This is a genomic window from Salegentibacter maritimus, assembly GCF_016236975.1.
Classification (GTDB): domain Bacteria; phylum Bacteroidota; class Bacteroidia; order Flavobacteriales; family Flavobacteriaceae; genus Salegentibacter; species Salegentibacter maritimus.
On sequence record NZ_JAEHNY010000001.1, the window covers coordinates 139,285 to 157,172 of the forward strand.

The 17,888-nt window shown below is 36.2% G+C and carries 15 protein-coding genes; 1 reads left to right on the top strand and 14 read right to left on the bottom strand.

Features of this window, described 5'->3' with window-relative positions; genetic code table 11:
• Positions 1 to 53: 53 nt before the first annotated feature.
• Positions 54 to 806, bottom strand: a complete 753-nt coding sequence (locus I6U50_RS00655; RefSeq protein ID WP_193710487.1) for a CDP-alcohol phosphatidyltransferase family protein — start codon at positions 804 to 806, stop codon at positions 54 to 56.
• 159 nt (positions 807 to 965) lie between these two features.
• Between I6U50_RS00655 and lnt the strand changes: the two genes are divergently transcribed.
• Positions 966 to 2,558, top strand: a complete 1,593-nt coding sequence (gene lnt / locus I6U50_RS00660; protein WP_198637486.1) for an apolipoprotein N-acyltransferase — start codon at positions 966 to 968, stop codon at positions 2,556 to 2,558.
• Between the two features lie 297 nt (positions 2,559 to 2,855).
• Here the strand turns inward: lnt and I6U50_RS00665 are convergent, their stop codons facing one another.
• From I6U50_RS00665 to I6U50_RS00725, 13 genes are all read right to left on the bottom strand, one after another.
• On the bottom strand, positions 2,856 to 4,250 hold the full coding sequence (locus I6U50_RS00665; protein WP_198637487.1) for an exopolysaccharide biosynthesis polyprenyl glycosylphosphotransferase: 1,395 nt from the start codon (positions 4,248 to 4,250) through the stop codon (positions 2,856 to 2,858).
• A gap of 149 nt (positions 4,251 to 4,399) precedes the next feature.
• A complete protein-coding gene (locus I6U50_RS00670; protein ID WP_198637488.1) occupies positions 4,400 to 5,410 on the bottom strand; it encodes a glycosyltransferase family 4 protein in 1,011 nt (336 codons plus the stop codon).
• Positions 5,407 to 6,423 (bottom strand): glycosyltransferase family 4 protein, encoded by a 1,017-nt coding sequence (locus I6U50_RS00675; protein WP_198637489.1) that lies wholly within the window; start codon positions 6,421 to 6,423, stop codon positions 5,407 to 5,409. The genes I6U50_RS00670 and I6U50_RS00675 overlap by 4 nt, the downstream gene beginning before the upstream one ends.
• Positions 6,377 to 7,741 carry an O-antigen ligase family protein gene (locus I6U50_RS00680; protein WP_198637490.1) on the bottom strand — a complete coding sequence of 455 codons (1,365 nt, stop codon included), beginning with the start codon at positions 7,739 to 7,741 and terminating at the stop codon, positions 6,377 to 6,379. The genes I6U50_RS00675 and I6U50_RS00680 overlap by 47 nt, the downstream gene beginning before the upstream one ends.
• Entirely contained in the window at positions 7,725 to 8,831 is a 1,107-nt protein-coding gene (locus I6U50_RS16060; RefSeq protein ID WP_198637491.1) for a glycosyltransferase, read from the bottom strand. The genes I6U50_RS00680 and I6U50_RS16060 overlap by 17 nt, the downstream gene beginning before the upstream one ends.
• 116 nt (positions 8,832 to 8,947) lie before the next feature.
• Complete coding sequence (locus I6U50_RS00690; protein WP_198637492.1) at positions 8,948 to 9,343, bottom strand: four helix bundle protein; 396 nt, start codon at positions 9,341 to 9,343, stop codon at positions 8,948 to 8,950.
• 79 nt (positions 9,344 to 9,422) lie between these two features.
• Positions 9,423 to 10,625, bottom strand: coding sequence for a glycosyltransferase family 4 protein (locus I6U50_RS00695; RefSeq protein ID WP_198637493.1), 1,203 nt, complete (start codon positions 10,623 to 10,625; stop codon positions 9,423 to 9,425).
• Positions 10,622 to 11,431 (bottom strand): class I SAM-dependent methyltransferase, encoded by an 810-nt coding sequence (locus I6U50_RS00700; RefSeq protein ID WP_198637494.1) that lies wholly within the window; start codon positions 11,429 to 11,431, stop codon positions 10,622 to 10,624. The genes I6U50_RS00695 and I6U50_RS00700 overlap by 4 nt, the downstream gene beginning before the upstream one ends.
• Before the next feature lie 13 nt (positions 11,432 to 11,444).
• Positions 11,445 to 12,512 (bottom strand): glycosyltransferase family 4 protein, encoded by a 1,068-nt coding sequence (locus I6U50_RS00705; RefSeq protein ID WP_198637495.1) that lies wholly within the window; start codon positions 12,510 to 12,512, stop codon positions 11,445 to 11,447.
• Between the two features lie 28 nt (positions 12,513 to 12,540).
• Positions 12,541 to 13,275 carry a hypothetical protein gene (locus tag I6U50_RS00710; RefSeq protein WP_193710476.1) on the bottom strand — a complete coding sequence of 245 codons (735 nt, stop codon included), beginning with the start codon at positions 13,273 to 13,275 and terminating at the stop codon, positions 12,541 to 12,543.
• Between the two features lie 40 nt (positions 13,276 to 13,315).
• Positions 13,316 to 14,293: a glycosyltransferase family 2 protein gene (locus I6U50_RS00715; protein ID WP_198637496.1), complete on the bottom strand. Its 978-nt coding sequence runs from the start codon at positions 14,291 to 14,293 to the stop codon at positions 13,316 to 13,318.
• Complete coding sequence (locus I6U50_RS00720; protein WP_198637497.1) at positions 14,283 to 16,130, bottom strand: asparagine synthetase B family protein; 1,848 nt, start codon at positions 16,128 to 16,130, stop codon at positions 14,283 to 14,285. Before I6U50_RS00720 ends, I6U50_RS00715 begins: the two co-directional genes overlap by 11 nt.
• A gap of 7 nt (positions 16,131 to 16,137) precedes the next feature.
• Positions 16,138 to 17,673 carry a glycosyltransferase family 2 protein gene (locus tag I6U50_RS00725; RefSeq protein ID WP_198637498.1) on the bottom strand — a complete coding sequence of 512 codons (1,536 nt, stop codon included), beginning with the start codon at positions 17,671 to 17,673 and terminating at the stop codon, positions 16,138 to 16,140.
• Positions 17,674 to 17,888: the final 215 nt, after the last annotated feature.

Here is a 17,888-nt window from a genome sequence, read left to right on the forward strand (position 1 = left end):
CAAGCCTTTGGGTATTACATCCTTTGGCGGTACCAATAAATCAATTACCCCACCTAGTCTTTCTTCGGAAATACTATTGATAAAAGTACATAGCTTAATATAATTAAGGGTACAGCTACAAATTGAAAAACCAGGATAAGCACCAGGCATAAAAGCAAGAAAAAGTAACGTAGTTTATTATCGGCAAGACCCCAATTGGAAAATTTAAGCGCAAATAACTTTATTTCGGCATTTAAAAGGTAACAACTTAAAAAAGTTAGCCCTATTAAAAACCATTCATTTAAAATCAAATCGGTGATAAAACTATCTGGCTGATAGGTTAAAATAAGCGGAAAACTTAAAATTAAAAGCGCATTGGCTGGGGTGGGCACCCCTATAAAAGAATCGGTTTGGCGATCGTCCACATTAAACTTTGCCAACCTATATGCCGAAGCTAAACTTATTAACAAGCCTATTAACGCAAGCGTATTAAAATTCCATTCCCACCAGCCCTGGTTTGTATCCCAACCGGTATTTTCTGCGAGAGGAACTCCCGGAAGCGCATTATTTAATAATTGATACATCACTATTCCCGGAACAACCCCACTGGTTACCACATCGGCCAGCGAATCTAATTGCAACCCAAGCTCGCCGGCCACGTTTAAACTTCTTGCCGCCAGGCCATCAAAAAAATCGAAGAAAATCCCGGCTGCTACAAATATGGCAGCCATAATGAGGCTTCCCTGCACAGCAAAAATAACAGCAATAGTTCCGCAGAGTAAATTCAAAAGCGTTATAAAATTCGGAATATGTCTTTTTATAGTCATAGGTTGGTTTTCTAAAATACTAAACTAAGCAATTGCCACCTGTTTTTACAAGTTTTTTCAATTTCTGAAATAACAATTACAAAAGCTTTAACTTCAAAGAAATGCCAGAAGCCTCTTTAAAAGAGAATAGTTTGCTATTTTTGAGCAGAATTTCCTTTTATGAAAAATCTTATTTACGCAGTATTAAGCGGACTTTTATTAGCACTTGCCTGGCCCACTTACGGTTTTCCTTTACTTTTATTTTTTGCTTTTGTTCCTCTGCTTTATGCAGAATTTAAAGTTCGAAATTCCGGTGAAAAATATATAAAGTGGAAAGTTTTTGGCCTTGCGTACCTAAGCTTTTTCTTGTGGAACCTCATCACAACCTATTGGATCTACTTCTCTACACCTTTTGGTGGAGCTTTTGCGATTTTGGTGAATTCCCTTCTAATGGCACTGGTCTTTATGTTGTATCATATTGTAGCTAAACGAACCGGATTTAGTGCGGCTGCAGCCTTTTTGGTAAGTATATGGATGGTTTTTGAAAAAATACACCTTGCCTGGGAATTTTCCTGGCCCTGGCTAAATCTAGGAAACGCCTTTTCAGAATTTCAAAACTGGGTACAATGGTATGAATATACCGGGACTTTTGGCGGTACACTTTGGGTATGGCTAGGCAACATTGCCGTCTTTAAAGCCGTATTGCTTTATAACGAGTTTAAAGATAAAAACTTAATCTATAGGGGCATTTTCAAATTAGGCCTTATTGTTATAATTCCTATTGGCATTTCTTACCTTTTATTAAGCCAAATAGAGCAAAAAGGAGATACCATGGAAGTGGTAATCTTACAGCCCAATATTAACCCTTACACCGAAAAATACAATACTACCGATACCCGAATTGGAGAATTATTATTAAAACTAAGCGAAGAAAAAGTTAGCGAAAACACACAATTGGTTGTGGCCCCGGAAACTGTTTTTGCCGATGGCACGGTATTATCAAATTTTGAAAAATCTGAAGCTGCATTTTTTGCAAGACAACTTATTAACAGCCACCCACAGGTTAATTTCCTTAGTGGAATATCTTTCTACGAACGGTTCAATGATCCGGCAAAAGTTAGGGAACAAAGCAATCAAATAGGCCCCAACGACTGGTACGACGATTATAATTCGGCTTTTTTAATGAATGCCCAAAATAAACCTGAACTATACCATAAATCGAAGCTTGTTGTAGGTGTAGAAAATTTCCCGTATCAGGAAGTTTTAAAACCTATTCTTGGGGACGTAATGATTGATCTTGGCGGCACAGTAGCCATGAAAACCACGCAGGAAGAACGAGAAGCCTTTGCTCTAAACAATGAGAATTATGCAGGTCCTATTATTTGTTATGAATCAGTTTATGGTGAATTTGTTACGGGTTATATTGATAATGGTTCAAATTTCCTTAGTATAATCACCAATGATGCCTGGTGGGGAAATACCCAGGGCCACCGCCAACATCTAAGCTATGCAAAATTAAGGGCTATTGAAACCAGGCGTGATGTAGTACGTAGCGCCAATACCGGTATTTCAGCCTTTATCAATCAAAAAGGAGAGATCACTAAAAGCCTGGGCTATGAAAAACAGGGAAGCATAAAGTCTACTATCCATTTGAATACCGATAAAACTTTTTATGTAAAACATGGAGATTATTTAGCACGGGTTGCTCAATTTCTGGCTTTATTTATTTTCTTATTTGCAGTTGTAAAATATAAACGAAATAGACCAGATTAAAGCAGCAAACAACAATAGATTACTACCTTCCTATATCAATAACGAATTTTATGATTAATTGACACAAGAATAGTTTTCAACAAGAACCCCCTCCGCCTTAGCCACCTACCCTAAAAAAATGGGAGAAGATTGTAGTGAGAGTTCACTTCTTAATTTACTTTGAACACTGCTGTTTTTAAATTTTTATCTAGGAGGCTCGAAATATCTTCTCAAATTAACTGTGGTCCGTTAATAAACTGAAAACCGGGAACTAAAAAACTGCTTACTGCCACTGAATACTGAATACTGGATACTGGATCACTGCCCTCTAAAGAAAATTACGGTGCTAAAAGTTTTTAAGAGAATATTTAAATCTAAAAAAATGCTTCGGTGTTTTATATAATAAAGATCGTATTGCAATTTTACCAGGCTATCGGCCTGGCCATTACCATATTCGCCTTTTACCTGGGCCCAACCCGTTAGACCGGGTTTTACAACGTGGCGGGTTTCATAAAAAGGAATCGCCCTGGATAATTCTGCAACAAAAACAGGTCTTTCAGGCCTTGGGCCTATCAGGCTCATCTCTCCCTTTAAAACATTATAAAACTGAGGAATTTCATCTATTCGCGATCTTCTTAAGAATTTTCCGAAGCGCGTGGTTCGTAAATCATTTTTTTCGGCATATTGTGGCCCATTCACTTCAGCATCTTTAACCATAGTCCTTAACTTTAAAATCCTAAAAACATCGCCATATTTACCTATTCTTTCCTGTCGGTAAAAAAGTGAACCACGATTACCTAATAGATTTGCCAATAAGATAAAAGGAAGAATGAATGCGAAAAACAGTAAGCCCATAACGGCAATAACCACATCAAATATTCTAAAAAAAACCTGATAAAACGTATTTTTATTACTTCTACTAAAAGGAAAATATCTGTAAAAGTCTTTGTCTACGTGTTGCACCGGGATCCTTTGGGTTACTTCTTCATAAACCTGGGTATAATCCTTAATAGAGAAACCCTTTTTTAATAAATAACTTAATTGATTATACAGCGACAACATTAAGCCCCTTTTATATCCACTGGCTACTACAATTTCATTGATATGGTATTTTTTAATAGCCGCCTTGATATCTTCAACTTCAAACCTAATTAACTTTTCTTCCTTAATTTCTAATGGAATTTGATCTTCGGTTTTAATATAACCTACCACTAAATAGTTTGGATCGGTCTTTTGAAGATCGGAGCTAATTCGATTAATATCAAAAGAATTGCCAACTACCAAAACTCGTTTATAAAAACGTGGAGATGAAATTAAAGTGATATAAATTAAGCGCCACAATAACAATGGCAACAAAATGGCAAGAAAGAAAAAAAGAATCTGTAACCTGTTGTCTGGAAGGCTTGGTGTTAAAATAGGCGTAAGCATATAGAAGCCCACAGTGGTTGCAGAACAAAGTATAGAATTTTGCAAAACACTGTCAAACTTAGAAGCCTTTTGCAGATCGTAGAGTTCAAATATACTTGCAAAAAAGTTAAAATAAAGCAGCAATACCAGGGTCCAATACCAGTTCTCAGAATTTATTCTAAAGTAATCGAATTCAAAGATAACTCCTATTAAACCAAGGCTGGTTAAAATACACACAGAGTCTAACAAGCGTAGTAATACCTTACGCTCAGAGATTTCAAAATGTAAAAGTGGCCTTTGAGACATGGTTTACCTACTTAGGGATTAAAGATATATTTTTTTTGATTTCTACCTCTTATTATCAAATAAAATGGAAAAAATCATCGCTGCGGGAGTTTCCAATATTTCCTATTTTTTTACTGTTATTACAAACCACTTTCTTATTTCCTCCATATTTATTTTAAAACCTCATTCCAATCTTTTTTTACTATTTGCCAGTCGAATTTTTCGGCCTTCTGTCTTGCATTTTGACTTAAGTTTTCGGCTAAAACCGAATTTCCTAAGAGGCTTTTAACGGCATTTACCATAGACAGTTTATTTTTTGGCGGCACGAGCAATCCGTTTTGTTTATCCTGAATTAAATAAGGGATTCCTCCTACTTCAGTAGAAATAATAGGAAACCCCAAAGCCATGGCTTCCAGGATACTCACAGGGGTATTATCTACATTCGTGGTGTTTAGAAAAATATCATAATCTTTAGAAAGCTCAATCCATTCAGGTTTTGATAGTTTTCCGGTAAACTTTACGGGTAGGTTATTCTCTTCTGCATAAGTTAGGCATTCTTTATAAGATTCATCTTTTTTTGCCCCCACCATACAAAGCTGTGCGTTAGGATAGTTTTTTAAAACTTCTTCTAAAACTTTTATGGCCAATATCGGATTGTAAATTTTTGCAAAAGCCCGAACCCATAGTAATTTGGGAGCTACAGTTTTTCTTATTTTATAGGGGTAATCTTCAAGACAAATGAAATTAGGTATGTACTTAATATTTCTAAAACCCGCTTCCTTAAATTTTTGAAAAAGATAATAAGAAGGAGCAATATTTAGTTTTGCACGTTCGAATAAAGAAGCCGATAATCCCGGGCTTTTTTTTATTCTTTTTGGCAGCTCGCCCCCATGTAACAACAAAATATAATCCAAAGCGAGTTTTTTGCAAAGTTCTGCGGTAAGCACCGCATACCAAAAATTTCTGGTACTATAAGTGTCTATAAGCACCACATCTAACCAGGGTTTATTGCTAATAACAGAAGTCATCATCTCTGCCAATCTCAACAACTGATTTTCTCTTGAGGAAGATGTTTTCACCTGAAAACCTTCATTTTTAAAGAGTGGCGCTAATCTATCTATTGTAGTTGGGCTACCTCCCCTGGGCTGTAACTCATTACCAATATAAAGCAAGTTTTTCATAAGTTTAGGATCTCATTCCAATCGGTTTTCACCTTTTTCCAGGCAAAAGCTTCTACTTTATCCCTGGCATTTTTAGACAGGAGTTGTGCCTTTTCACTATCCTCAACAAGTTTACTTATTTCGGTAGCCATGGTTTTTGCATCCTTAACCGGCACCAATATCCCATCTTTATTATGATCAATAAGCATGGGCATACCACCAATATTGGTAGAAACCACTGCCAATCCAAGACTCATAGCCTCAATAACGCTAATAGGGGTATTATCTATATTGGTGGTATTTATAAAAAAGTTATAATTTTTTGAAAGCTTTGCCCAATCTTTTTTCATTAGCTTCCCCGTAAACCGCACATTAAGTTGGTGTTTCTCTGCAAATTTTTTACAGGCTTTCATAGTTCCATCCTTATCTGGCCCTACCATACAAAGTTCTGCCTTTGGATAATCTTTTTTAAGTAATAACAAAACTTCCAAAGCCATAATAGGATTATAGCGCTTCTGAAAACGCCTAACCCACAACAACTTAGGCGCAAATCCCTCTCGCTTTTTAAACGGATAATTCTCCATTTGAATTGCATTTGGAATAATTTGGGTATTAATAAAGCCTTCAGCTTTAAAAATATCGTACAAAAATTTAGATGGCGCTATATTAACCTTTGCCCTTCCAAACAGGCTTTGGCTAAATTTCTTAGAAGCACGTAAACGATCGGGAAGATTTCCGCCATGTAAAATGGGAATATAATCTACATGATAAGCCTGGCAGGTTTTGGCAACCAAATAGGCATAGTAAAAGTTCATCGCGCCATAGGTATCAATAAGGACAATATCGGTTGTTTTATGATAGCGTACAATAAGACCTAACATTTCAATAAGCCGCAAGCCCTTATTGCTTCGGGTAGAAGCAGTTTTTACCTTATAACCTTCCTTACGCAACATTTTGCTAAAAAAAGAAATATAAGTAGCTGTAAAGCTATTGATTTGCAAGTCGTTTCCTATGTACAGGATGCTTTTTGTCATCTACTATATATAATAAGGCCAATCCATACACAAATGCCGGTAAGGCAATTCGCATAGCCGAATGATTAATGGTTAAAAACCAAAAGGCTAAGAACGCCAAAAAATAATAATTGTTCTTAAATTTTGTCCAGAAAATTATAGGAACCAGGATAAGAATAAGAATAGCAACCAGCCCCAACAAGCCGTGTTCAGATAGCATTCTACTAAGTTCATTGTGGGTGGCAATAGATATGCCCTGGTTCTCCAGTCTATATTCATATCCCTTTCCAACTCCTATTCCGGTAACCGGATGATTAATAAAGGCCTGTAATTCGGTTTCTATCAATTCGGCCCTGCCGGTGGTTATATCTTTCTTCAATTCTCCGGCAGCATCCCTATTGGTATAACGATTTCCCAATAGCCCTCCGGTTTGGACTAATGAAAACAACCATAATAGTAAAATTGTACCTCCAAGAAGAAAGATCTTAAAATTTAAACGATTCCTCTCACGAGCACCTCTTTTATAATACAGGAAAATAAGGAATGCAGCTATACAGATAACAGCAGTAAACACCCCTCCACGAGAAAATGTTATCAAAGCCCGATACCCCATCATCCCTAATAAAACCAGATCTATTAAGTTTATAAGTTTATGCCTAACCACAAATAAACGCATAGCCAACAAAACAGCCCCAAAACCAAAAACCGTAGAAATCTGATTAGGGCCATACCCACCGGTAGCAGCATAATTTGCCTGAAGATTAATTCCTACATCCATCATACTGGGTGTATAAAGATATAAGTAAAACATATGGGCAATTAATGGCATTAACAAAAAAGAAATAACCGACTTAAAATCCCTTTCTTGAATTTTTTTATAGTAACAATAAATTGCGCTGACACCTAAAGCAACAGGGCCACTTAAATTAAATGCAACTAATTTTCTAACTTCAGAATCATAGCTCATAGTTATAGATGCCACCACTATTCCCGGAATGAGTATAAAAAGATAGGTCCAATAAGGTGCGGTACGGGAAGAGGTGCCTTTAAAAAACATCCCTATTAGTAAGAAAACAATTACCATATATTTTCCCGTTTCGTAAAAAAACATGGCATCAGTTTGTCTAAAGAACACTTCTCCTCCGGCAATATACGCCGCTCCCATGAGTGCTTCGTTATTCTTGTTTTCATTTACAATGGTTAAAAACAAGAAATAAACAATAACCCCTAACAGAATAAATGGAGATGAAGGTCGAAAAAAATATACGGCAAAAGCCATTCCCAAATGAATCAGGAGCAGTTCTACATAATTAAATTGATATCTACTTGTACCGGCCATTATCTTTTATCAAGTTATTATAAAATTTTAGAAATAATGGAAGAACCTCTTCTTTTGAATATAATTTTTTAATCCTTTTTTGTAGGCATCTCGCATCCTGCTCTCTAAATTCCTTATTCGAATAATATCTTTCAATAGCTGCAGCCAGGGCATCTGCGTTATTTGCAGGAACTCCCAAAGCATTTTCTGCCATAACCTCCTTACATTGGCCAACATTGGTATAAACTACCGGCAACCCGGCAAAAGCATATTCCAAAAGTGCTAGCGGCAAACCTTCAGAACGAGAACTCAACACTCCTAAATGAGCCTGATGAAGTAAACCTGCCAATTCTGTAATGCTTCCGTAATAATAAATTGGCTTCGTAGAGTTCAGGATTTCTTTCCTAAGCTTTTTTGAATAAGCAGTATCCGGATCGGCTCCAATAAGATGCAAACTAACCCCTTTTATACTAATTTTCTCAAAAGCTGCAAGCAGATTTAGATGATCTTTCTGTGGACGGAGATTAGCGACACAGACAATTTTAAAATCAGTGGAACTGCCTTTTAAAGAACTATCGGTATTTGATCTGTCTGAAACGCAAATAAAATTGTTCAGCTGGACTACTGTTTGCGACTTTAATTTTACTTGCGCCCAATTTTTAAGGGCCTCGTTAACCGAAATTATTCCATCAAAATATCGGGAAAGAGGTTTTAAAATTCTAATATTCCTTTGCTTCAGATGCTCCGACTCCCCGTAGTGATCATGCCAAACCAGCTTTATTTTTAATCCAGATAATTTTAAAAGAACTCCCCAAAACCAGGAAGTCCCGTGGGCATGAACAAGTTCTATTTGTTCTTTTTTTACAAAGCTTTTTAATTTCAAAAATGCTCGTAGATCGAGACTGTGTTTTTTGTTCAAAAACAAATATCCAACTCCATTTTTCAGCTCCCTTTTTAACATTCCTTCCTGCCTGGTACAACATATATAGGAAGCCTCTACTTCCAGCTTCAGGGAATTAGCCAGGTTAACTGCCATACGCTCTGCTCCACCGGGGTTTAAGGTATCGGTTAGTTGTAATATTCTTAGTTTCTTCTGTTGGCCTTTAATCACCTGTACTTTTTAAATATGTTCACCGTTTAATGTTCAAATTGTTCTTCGTTTAACGTTTAATGTTCAACGTGATGTCAAACTGTAATCATTGAAAATTGCCCCCTGAACCTTCATCTTTATTCTTTTCTAAATTTTGAGCCTTTGAAATCTGATCGGTTTAGGAATGAAATAAAAGCTGTGAGCTTTGCGATTTCCTTTTCGCATTTTTCGGATAAATTTTTAAACCTTTCTTCTGAAATCAGATTCTTATCTCTGGCTCGATAAAGCTGAGATTTTAATTCGGTACAGGATCCTCTAGAATATCCAAGGAAGTTACGGAATTCCATATTTCCTCCCCTACCAAATCCTTCGGCAATGTTATCCATAATAGACCCTGAGCTACTATCCATTTGATCTCTCAATTTATATCTTTTACCCAGCGACGTATTTAAAAAAAGATATTCAACTTCCCTACATATCTCCCGTCCCAACTGCCAAACCTCCAGATCTTCGAAATGTTCAACCTTTGCCATCTAATAAATATTTATATTCAACAATAATGTATAGCAAAGTAAGCATTTACGTTGAACCCTGAACGCGGAACCTTAAACCCTAAATCATTCCCCGGATTGCCCTTTCAAACCTCTCCAGTGTATATTGCTGACTCCATTTCTGGGAGGCAATAGACATTTTTTTCATCCTTTCTGTATCATTTGTTAAAGCCTCAACATCAGGTACCATTTGATCCAACAATTTTGAACCCTCAAACCCTGAACCTTGAACCTTGAACCTTGAACCGATAACAATTCCTCTCTCAGTAAGAGTAACTATATTGGTTTCCCCGTTGGGGACGGAAGGTGCATTTAGCATCCATGGCACACAACTTACAGAAGTAGCGATTGGAATACATCCATACCACATTCCTTCAGCAATTGCTTTAGGCCAGCCTTCACTTTTGGACAAAAGCAGCGTAAAATGTGCATCGCGATAAGCTTCTTTTAAAGTTGCTAAACCTACCCGTCCCTTAAAATGCACATGTTTTTTTAAATTTTCATTTTCTACCAGTTCTCTTAAGTCATTTTCAAGGATACCATCTCCATAAATCTCCAACCGGCAGTCCAGGTTGTTAGTGCGTAAAATTTTAATGAATTCAATTGCCTTGTCAACCCCTTTCCCTTCTACAAGGTTTCCAGAAAAAATAAATTTATAAGGTGGTTTAAAGTCTTTCTTAATAAGTTCTTTTTCTTTTTCAGAAAAACTCGCTGTAAAAAAAGGAAAAATATTATCAGACTGTTGTGGCCAGTCACCATACACCAAAACTTTTGTATTCCTGGTTAAAAAAGTATTTCCTAAAATTTTCTTCTGAAGTTTATAGGTGATGGGCTGGGTAGCTTTAGGATCCCAATTCCCGGCATATTTTACCGTCTTGGGCTTCTTTGGAAAAAAAAATTGGGCAATTGCAGCCAATAATCCAATGTTGCCCGGGCACCGTATATGTAAATGATCTGCCCTGTGCATCGCGCCCAGGATTCTAAAGAAAATAAATGGGATTTTTAGCAAAGTATCTAAAACCGCAAGAAAGTTTAGTAGATGAAAAGATGAAATTTCGGTAAAAGTAATATTAGAATGCTTGTAATATTCTCCTTGTGGGCTATTCTCCTCTTCTTTATTACTCTCTTCTTCTAAAGCTGCTACAATTTCTACTTCATCTACATATTTCAGCCATAGATTCATTTCCCGTATATAAGGACTATAAGCATAAAACCTGCCGTTTTTTATGCCATGAATTACGTGAGTAAAAACAGCAAATTTCATTTTACAGGCTTTTTAACAAGGCGTAAACTTATATGCATACAGGAGAACAAATGTTTATCATTATTAACAGATTTCTCCCAATCTTCCTGGTGCCAGGTTTTGGCCTTTGTTATTTTTTTTTCTTCGGAAATAGGTAAAAGATTTAGAAGGGCACTCCATTTGGCCCTTCCCAAAACTCCCCTCCGCTCTTTTACATCAAAAGCCTTTTCAAATTTATAATAAGTTTCTTTTGAAAAAGGCCATTCCCAATCCCGGTCGCTTTGAAAAGGTCTATATAGATTCCTTAAAAGTTTTATAGGCCTGCTGGTTTGAAGTGGATCATAACCAATAATCTCTCCACGGGGGGCTAGCTTTTCCTGTAATTTTTCAATCAATTCCTCTACATCTTTAAAATGATGTAAAACACCGTAAGCATAGATCAGGTCGAAATCTTTCTCTTTAAAATCTTCTGAAAGAAAATCTATAACTTTTGCGTTGGCGCCTTCAATACCTTCCAGTCTTTTATTTAGAACTGCTATCCCTTTAGGACTAAGATCTATTCCCAGGTATTCCTTAGAATGTTGGGCCAGGTGAAGGCTCAAAACATTTCCGGCATAACACCCAAGATCAAGTACTTTTTTTTGTGCAAGATCTCCAAACCAGCTTTTATGTAAATTATAAATATCTTTTTCTACACCAATTTGTTTCTTAAGGCTATTCAAAGCCTTATTTCTAAAATAAGACCAGGCCTTACTGGGTAAATTCTTATCGAAATTTTGATAAAAATCTCTTTGCCTTTTATTTATTTCCTCCCTTTCCCTGTTCATTTAACCAAAAACCTTATTTAAAGATAATAGATTGCCCAACAAAATCACCTATTACCCGGTTTAATTCGTACTTCTTCAAAAACTGCTCATATGCCTTTTCTGAAAGTTTATCCCTCAATTTCGGCCGTGTTAATAATCTATTTATTTGCGATGCCAACTCCCCATGGTTTCCAGGTTCAAACAATAAGCCGCTTGATTCATTTTGAATAATTTCGGCTATCCCTGTAGTATTAGACCCTATTACCGGCGTATGCACCGAAAAACTTTCAATTACAACATATCCAAAAGCTTCAAAATAAGAAGGAACAATACTGCAATAAGCTGTTGAAAAGGCCTGCAGTACATAGTCTTTTTGGCGGCTACCGGCAAACTGAACATTTTCCTCTAATTTTAATTTCTTTGTAAGCTGCAGGAGTTCGCTCATCATTCCTGGCTCATCTTCCCCACCTATAACCTCCAATATTATATCCGGATATTTTTCCTTAACAATTTCCAGGGCCTTAAAAAGTACTTTAATTCCTTTTATACTATGTAACCTTCCTGCATAAACCAGTTTATGCCTATTTGTTTCAGCAGTAATACAAGGATTATTTACAGCATTCGAAATAACTTCTACTTTATTTTTATTAATACCAAAGGCCTTTATCACATCTAATTCTGCCGATGCTGAGTTGGCTATTATTCGTGTTGCAAGTTTATAAATAGCTTTTTTCCTCCAAAAAAGCAGGCGCTTAAATTCTAATTGGCTGGTTAGGGTATGGTACCAGGCCACCCGATGTTTCACTTTTAATAGAAAACCTGCGAGCATAAACAGATTTACCGCTCCAAAACTGGCAATTAAAGTTTTGGGCTTATATTCCCTGATATTTTTCACTAAAAACCTAAAATCTGCAAGTTTTGTAGGTCTTTTGGAAGGCCACTCCAAAACTTCTATAGAACTATCCAGACTTAAATCATGAGCTTCAGTAGCGTATGTAAAAACAAATACCCTATGCGTTTTTGATAGTTTATTTGCCAGGCTCACAAAAAATTCGGCCACCGAAGAATTCTTTAAGGTAAAAGCTATAAAAACGGTTTGCATTAGTTAATCGTTAGTCATTTTTAACTACTTATTTTAAAATTTCTGAATAGGTATAAAAATTCAGATAGTGCTTTAGCTTTTTAGCAAAAATTATTAATACCCCATGTTTATATGGCATTCCGAAGCCACCGCTAATACCCTTAATCCTTAAAGGTTGAGAAAATTGTCTATATGTTCCACTGCCTTTATTTTTAAAGTCTACAATTGCCTTCCATAAAGCTTTTTCAAATGAAAAACCTACATTAATTGCCTTTCCATTTTCCTGAAGGTAAGGCCAGAAATCTATAGAAAACAAAAAACATCTCGAGTCCATTTTTAGTCTTTTGTAAATATTAGAAAGTATTAATCCATTATTTGAATAATCAAAATTATGAGTAAAACCAACTAACTTATTAATATTCAAAACCTTTAACCTACCTGTTATCTTAACAATTAAACTGGAATTCTTAATAAACCTTGAATTTTTAATGGCATAATCCATAATCTCTAATTCTTTATAACCTTTCCCCCTATCCGGTGAAATTTTTGGAGAGTTAAAGCTTATAAATTCCAATCTATCTGACTCCGGAAAATCGTTGGCCAGGGAATTTCCCGAGTTTTCAGCAAAAATAATTTTAAAAGATGTATGATTTAAATAGAACGAGATAGCATCCAGGTATTGTTGCTTTCTTATCTCCGGATCCTTTACTGCAAGGACATCTGAAGAGTTTCTCTCAATAGTACCCGTTAATAATAAAATAATATCTGTTCTTTGACCACTCATTGAATTACGGCAAATAAGTTCTAATTTCTATCATTGGATATTAGAGTTTAATCATAGCGATAAGACTTTTAAATCTTCCCCTGGCATCATCAAACCCACTTTTATCTTTGTTAAATCCATTAACAAATCTAATCAATAACAACAAAATATGGATTCCCCAAAATTTAATGGCTGCTTTAGCTGAAGGGTTTGGATTTTTTAATTTCCAAACATAGTAGCCATTTTTAACCACCATTTCTCCATATTTATAATGATTAGGCCTACCAGCCTCATCGTGCAAATGTGCTACTCTAGCTGCTGTATTTACATATAATTGGCCTAATCGCGAAGCTCGTAAACAAAAGTCCATGTCTTCATATAGGCCATATCCTATAAACTTTTCTGAAAAATTTATTTCTGAAAAAAGTCGATGTTTATATGAGGCCACTCCACCCATAAAGAATTCTACCGGATATATTTCTCCTGAAGGCGGTAAAAAGCCAGTGGAAAAACCATGGGAGAAATCGGGCATAAAACCCGGAGGTTTATCAGAAAGTAATCCCAAGCTTTTTCTAAGCACATTTCTTTGTCCCAGGGGCCTTACATAATTATCAATTACAAATTCTTTAAAATGAGCTTTATAATTCGCCGGCACTTTTCTCCAATTAACATCATCCTTTATTTGCCCTCCAACTCCAATGGCATCAGGATATTGTTTGTAGCTAGCAATTAATTTCTCAAAATAATTAGGTTCCAGCACTATATCATCATCAAGAAAACAAAGCACATCCATAGCCTTAGCGGAATGTTTTATCCCAAAATTGCGCTGCCGGGTTAAGCCACTGTTTTCCTTTCCTACCTTAAAATACTTTAAAGCCGGATACTTCTTTACCTCCAACAGCTTTTTAGTTAAATCGTTTGGAGAAGCATCAATCACAAGAATCTCATCGGGATATAAAGTTTGCTCTTTTACCGATTGCATTAACCGCTCTATTGCTTTACTTCGCCGATATGTACAAACAATTAAGTTAAATTTCATTCTTTGTAAGAAGTTTTATAAGAGCTAATTCTTCATTTAATGCTGCAGCATTAATTATATTGGTATTACTAAGGGGCCATTGCTTCAGGTCTTTTCTCGCCAAAGCCCCGGCAATTATAGCATTGGTATATTCTTTCCCTAAATAAGACTTTTTAAAATAAGATCGCAATCTTGTTTCCATTTGGGGCTGCTGATACACCTTTACCCAATTAAAGGATTTTAACAAGCGATATCTTTTATTTGGGTTGGCAGACTTCATTAAGCGTTTAATAAGAAAATCGTCTATTTCAGATCTTAAAAACCAAATTGGTAACTTGAATATTTCCGGCGATTTAAAAGCTACAAATGGTATTTGGGCTGTAGGCACACTCGCTCCGGGCCTTAATTCTGCTACCGAAGTAAACAAAGATTTTATATACCTGCCACCTAGCCTTAAACCCGGATGTATATTACTGGTTAAGCGAAGTATTTGAACAGACATAGGCACGCAATAGGCTTTAAACTTAGAATTTAAGATAAGTATTTGTTTCCCCATAGGAATTCGGGAATGTGTAAACCAGGAAAATAATTCGGCAACAAGCTCCATATAAGCAAGGTTATGGGCTTCTATTCTATCTATTAGCTTTTCTATATCCTTTATAATTTCATCTTTGAGATTTTTCTCCGATATATTTAATTTTAACCTATCAATATGCTTTTGAGAAGCCAAACCGGTATATTTCCCTATTATAGTTCTTTTCCAGTCTTGAAATTTTTCCCTGGTATTCCCGGTTAAAGAATACTCCTTTCGCCCATGATAATACTGATTAAAATTTTTCCAGCTTTTTTTCATCGGTAGGTTTCTTCCCTGTAAAGACTCTGTCATATCCCCTACCAGAATACTTTCCTTTTTCTTTAGATCTTGTCCTTCTAAAATTTCAAGCCAATTATTTATATAGACGGCCTCTGTTTCAAGGGTATATTTTTCAATAATTTTTTTCTCCGGAAAGTTTAATTGCGGGCATGAATAATTCTTAAAATCAGCCTTGTAAATCCCGGCAATGCGCCTGGCGATACGGGTCTCATAAAAATCTTTATCACCATAGGTATGACAAAAGACTCTTTTATTCTTCTGAACACCACCAATTAGCAACCTACTATCCATTCCCCCGCTAAGGGCTATATGTAGGTTCTTCTCTTCTGCTAAACAATAAGACAGCTCCTTTTTAAAAGCTTGCCAGTAATTTGAAGGCGAAATATTTTTAGAAAGTTCCTGGTATAATTCATTATCGTATTTTTTTTCCAGGATGCACCCCAACTTACCAAACCTAATCCATTCGCCGGGTAAAAGGCGCTTTACATCTTTTAAGATTGTTCTGGATCCAATATTTGCAAATTCAGGGCAATAAGCGCGTTGAAATAAACCCACTTCATCTCCAGCCGTTTCCGATAATGCTCCTAACCAGGCCAGGCTATTAGAAATATAAAAACCTTTCTCCCCGGTTAAATAATATAGCGGATATACGCCAATGGCATCATTACAAATAATAAGCTCCCCACTGCTTTCTTGTATAATCGCAGCAGAAAAAGAGCCACTTATTGAGTTGGGAACGGGCCATTGTTTGCTAATTAAGTCAATAGCACTTTCAATTTGAAATCCCAGCTGCGAACAGGAAACATTAAAATCCCGTATATACCCATCTATAAAAGCCTTGCATTCGCTCCCATCATACACTTCGGTTTCATTTTCTTTCAAAATGTTGTAGGGGCCAATTGCTATTTCCTGAAACTTATATTTTTGCTCCAGTTTCTGGAAATCATTTTCGGTAAGGGCTCTCTGACTTATTAAAAACTTCATTCCAAAGTTATTTTAGCATTAGTTTTTTAGCCCAGGTCTCGCTTTTAAGCCAACGCAGTTGCATATTTTTCCAATACTTTATGGGATTAAGGTTTTTGCTTAGACTATAATTACGTAGAAAAAGTTCTGTCTTAAAACCTTTTTTCTGTATAGAAGTATAATATTTTTCAGCAAACAACATAATGGTAGGTGCCGGTTTTGGATCATCTTCTTTCCAGGGCGGTAATGATACTTCCCGAAACCCACCCCTGGGAGCTTTTAAATGAACAATTTTTATATCTGGATGATAAATAATATCACAGCCGGCATTTCGCAGTTGCATACCATACTCCATGTCTTCACCGTAGCCATAATTAAAAGCCGCATCGAACCTTATTTTTTTCGCAAAAACACCTCTAACTATACTATTTCCGGCCCCAAAGGTTCCCCATTGTTTTCTTTTATCAAAAAATAAAGTCTCCCCGGGTTGAATATAATTAAGGGTTAGACAATTAATATTATATGCCTCTAATTCAATTAAAGATTTTTCCAGAACATCACTTTCCATCCTGTTATCATCATCGGCAAAAAAGACCCAATCGGCATCTACTTCTTCCAGAGCCATATTCCTGGCTGTACAGGCACCTGTTTTGTGTATAAAATGATGTATCAGTTTAAATGGCCATTCTTCAGCAGTAAGTTCCGGCAAATCTGTTTGAGAATTAGGATCGGGATTTTGCTCTACGACGATTACTTTTTTCGGTAATACACTTTGTTTTTTTAAATCGTCTAAAACCTGTAATAAATATTCTCTTCGTCCCAGGGTTGGTATAATCACATCCAGACTATAAGGCTTTACTGTCTTTTCTATTCTTTTCAACCCTACCTTTCCAAAATCAATTTCCTTTAGAAAAACTTTTTTTCTAAACAATGATCGCAAAAGGGAAAGTATAGGAAAAGAGCCTTCAAACTTTACAAAACACCAAAACAATAACCAAAGTCTTGCTGTTTTATAATGAACATACACAAAAGAAAATAGCTCTGAAACACCTGCTACAGGCCGCAGATTATAGTCTTTTTTCAGTTTGGGAGTAAAAAAACGAGGGTCTGAATAACAGAATAGCCCATTGTGTTGTCCAGATTTAGCAATAGCATTTAATAAAAATCCAAAATCCTTTATGTTCCCAAATGTTTGCTGAAATTTAGACAAGATACCCCCCTTTATACCACCGGCATCTGTACTCATCCTCCAGGTACCATAAGGCACTTCGGGATTAATATTTATAGATGGATGTTGGTCTATATAGCCAATCTTTTCGGAAAAATAAGAGTGCTCCAAAGCATAGGAGGCCATGATAAGATTGTGGCCAAATATTTCCTTTAAAAAACTTTCGTCAAACTTCTGGGTATAGGTTTCTTCACACCAGCAAATCAACTCATCGGGATAGTTTTCGGCTAAAACCCAAAAAGCCTTACAAAGATTCGTTTCTTCAATCTCCAAAGGCGTTCCTTTATAATTTACACAGATAATCTTTTCAGCACGCTGGTGAACAATTTGAAGCATAGGTGATTTTCAGGTTCAAACAAATGTAAATAAATTAGTCGGTAGTCGGTAGCCTGGGGCTGTAGTTTTTAGCTTTAGAGAAAAGAGTGGAGAGCGTGGAGAATAGTTAATTCGGGATTGGTTGATTGGTGATTGGTTGATTCGGGATTCGTTAATTCGGGATTGGTTAATTGGTGATAGCAATTCTCCTTTCAGTCGGGCTCAGCCTGACATTG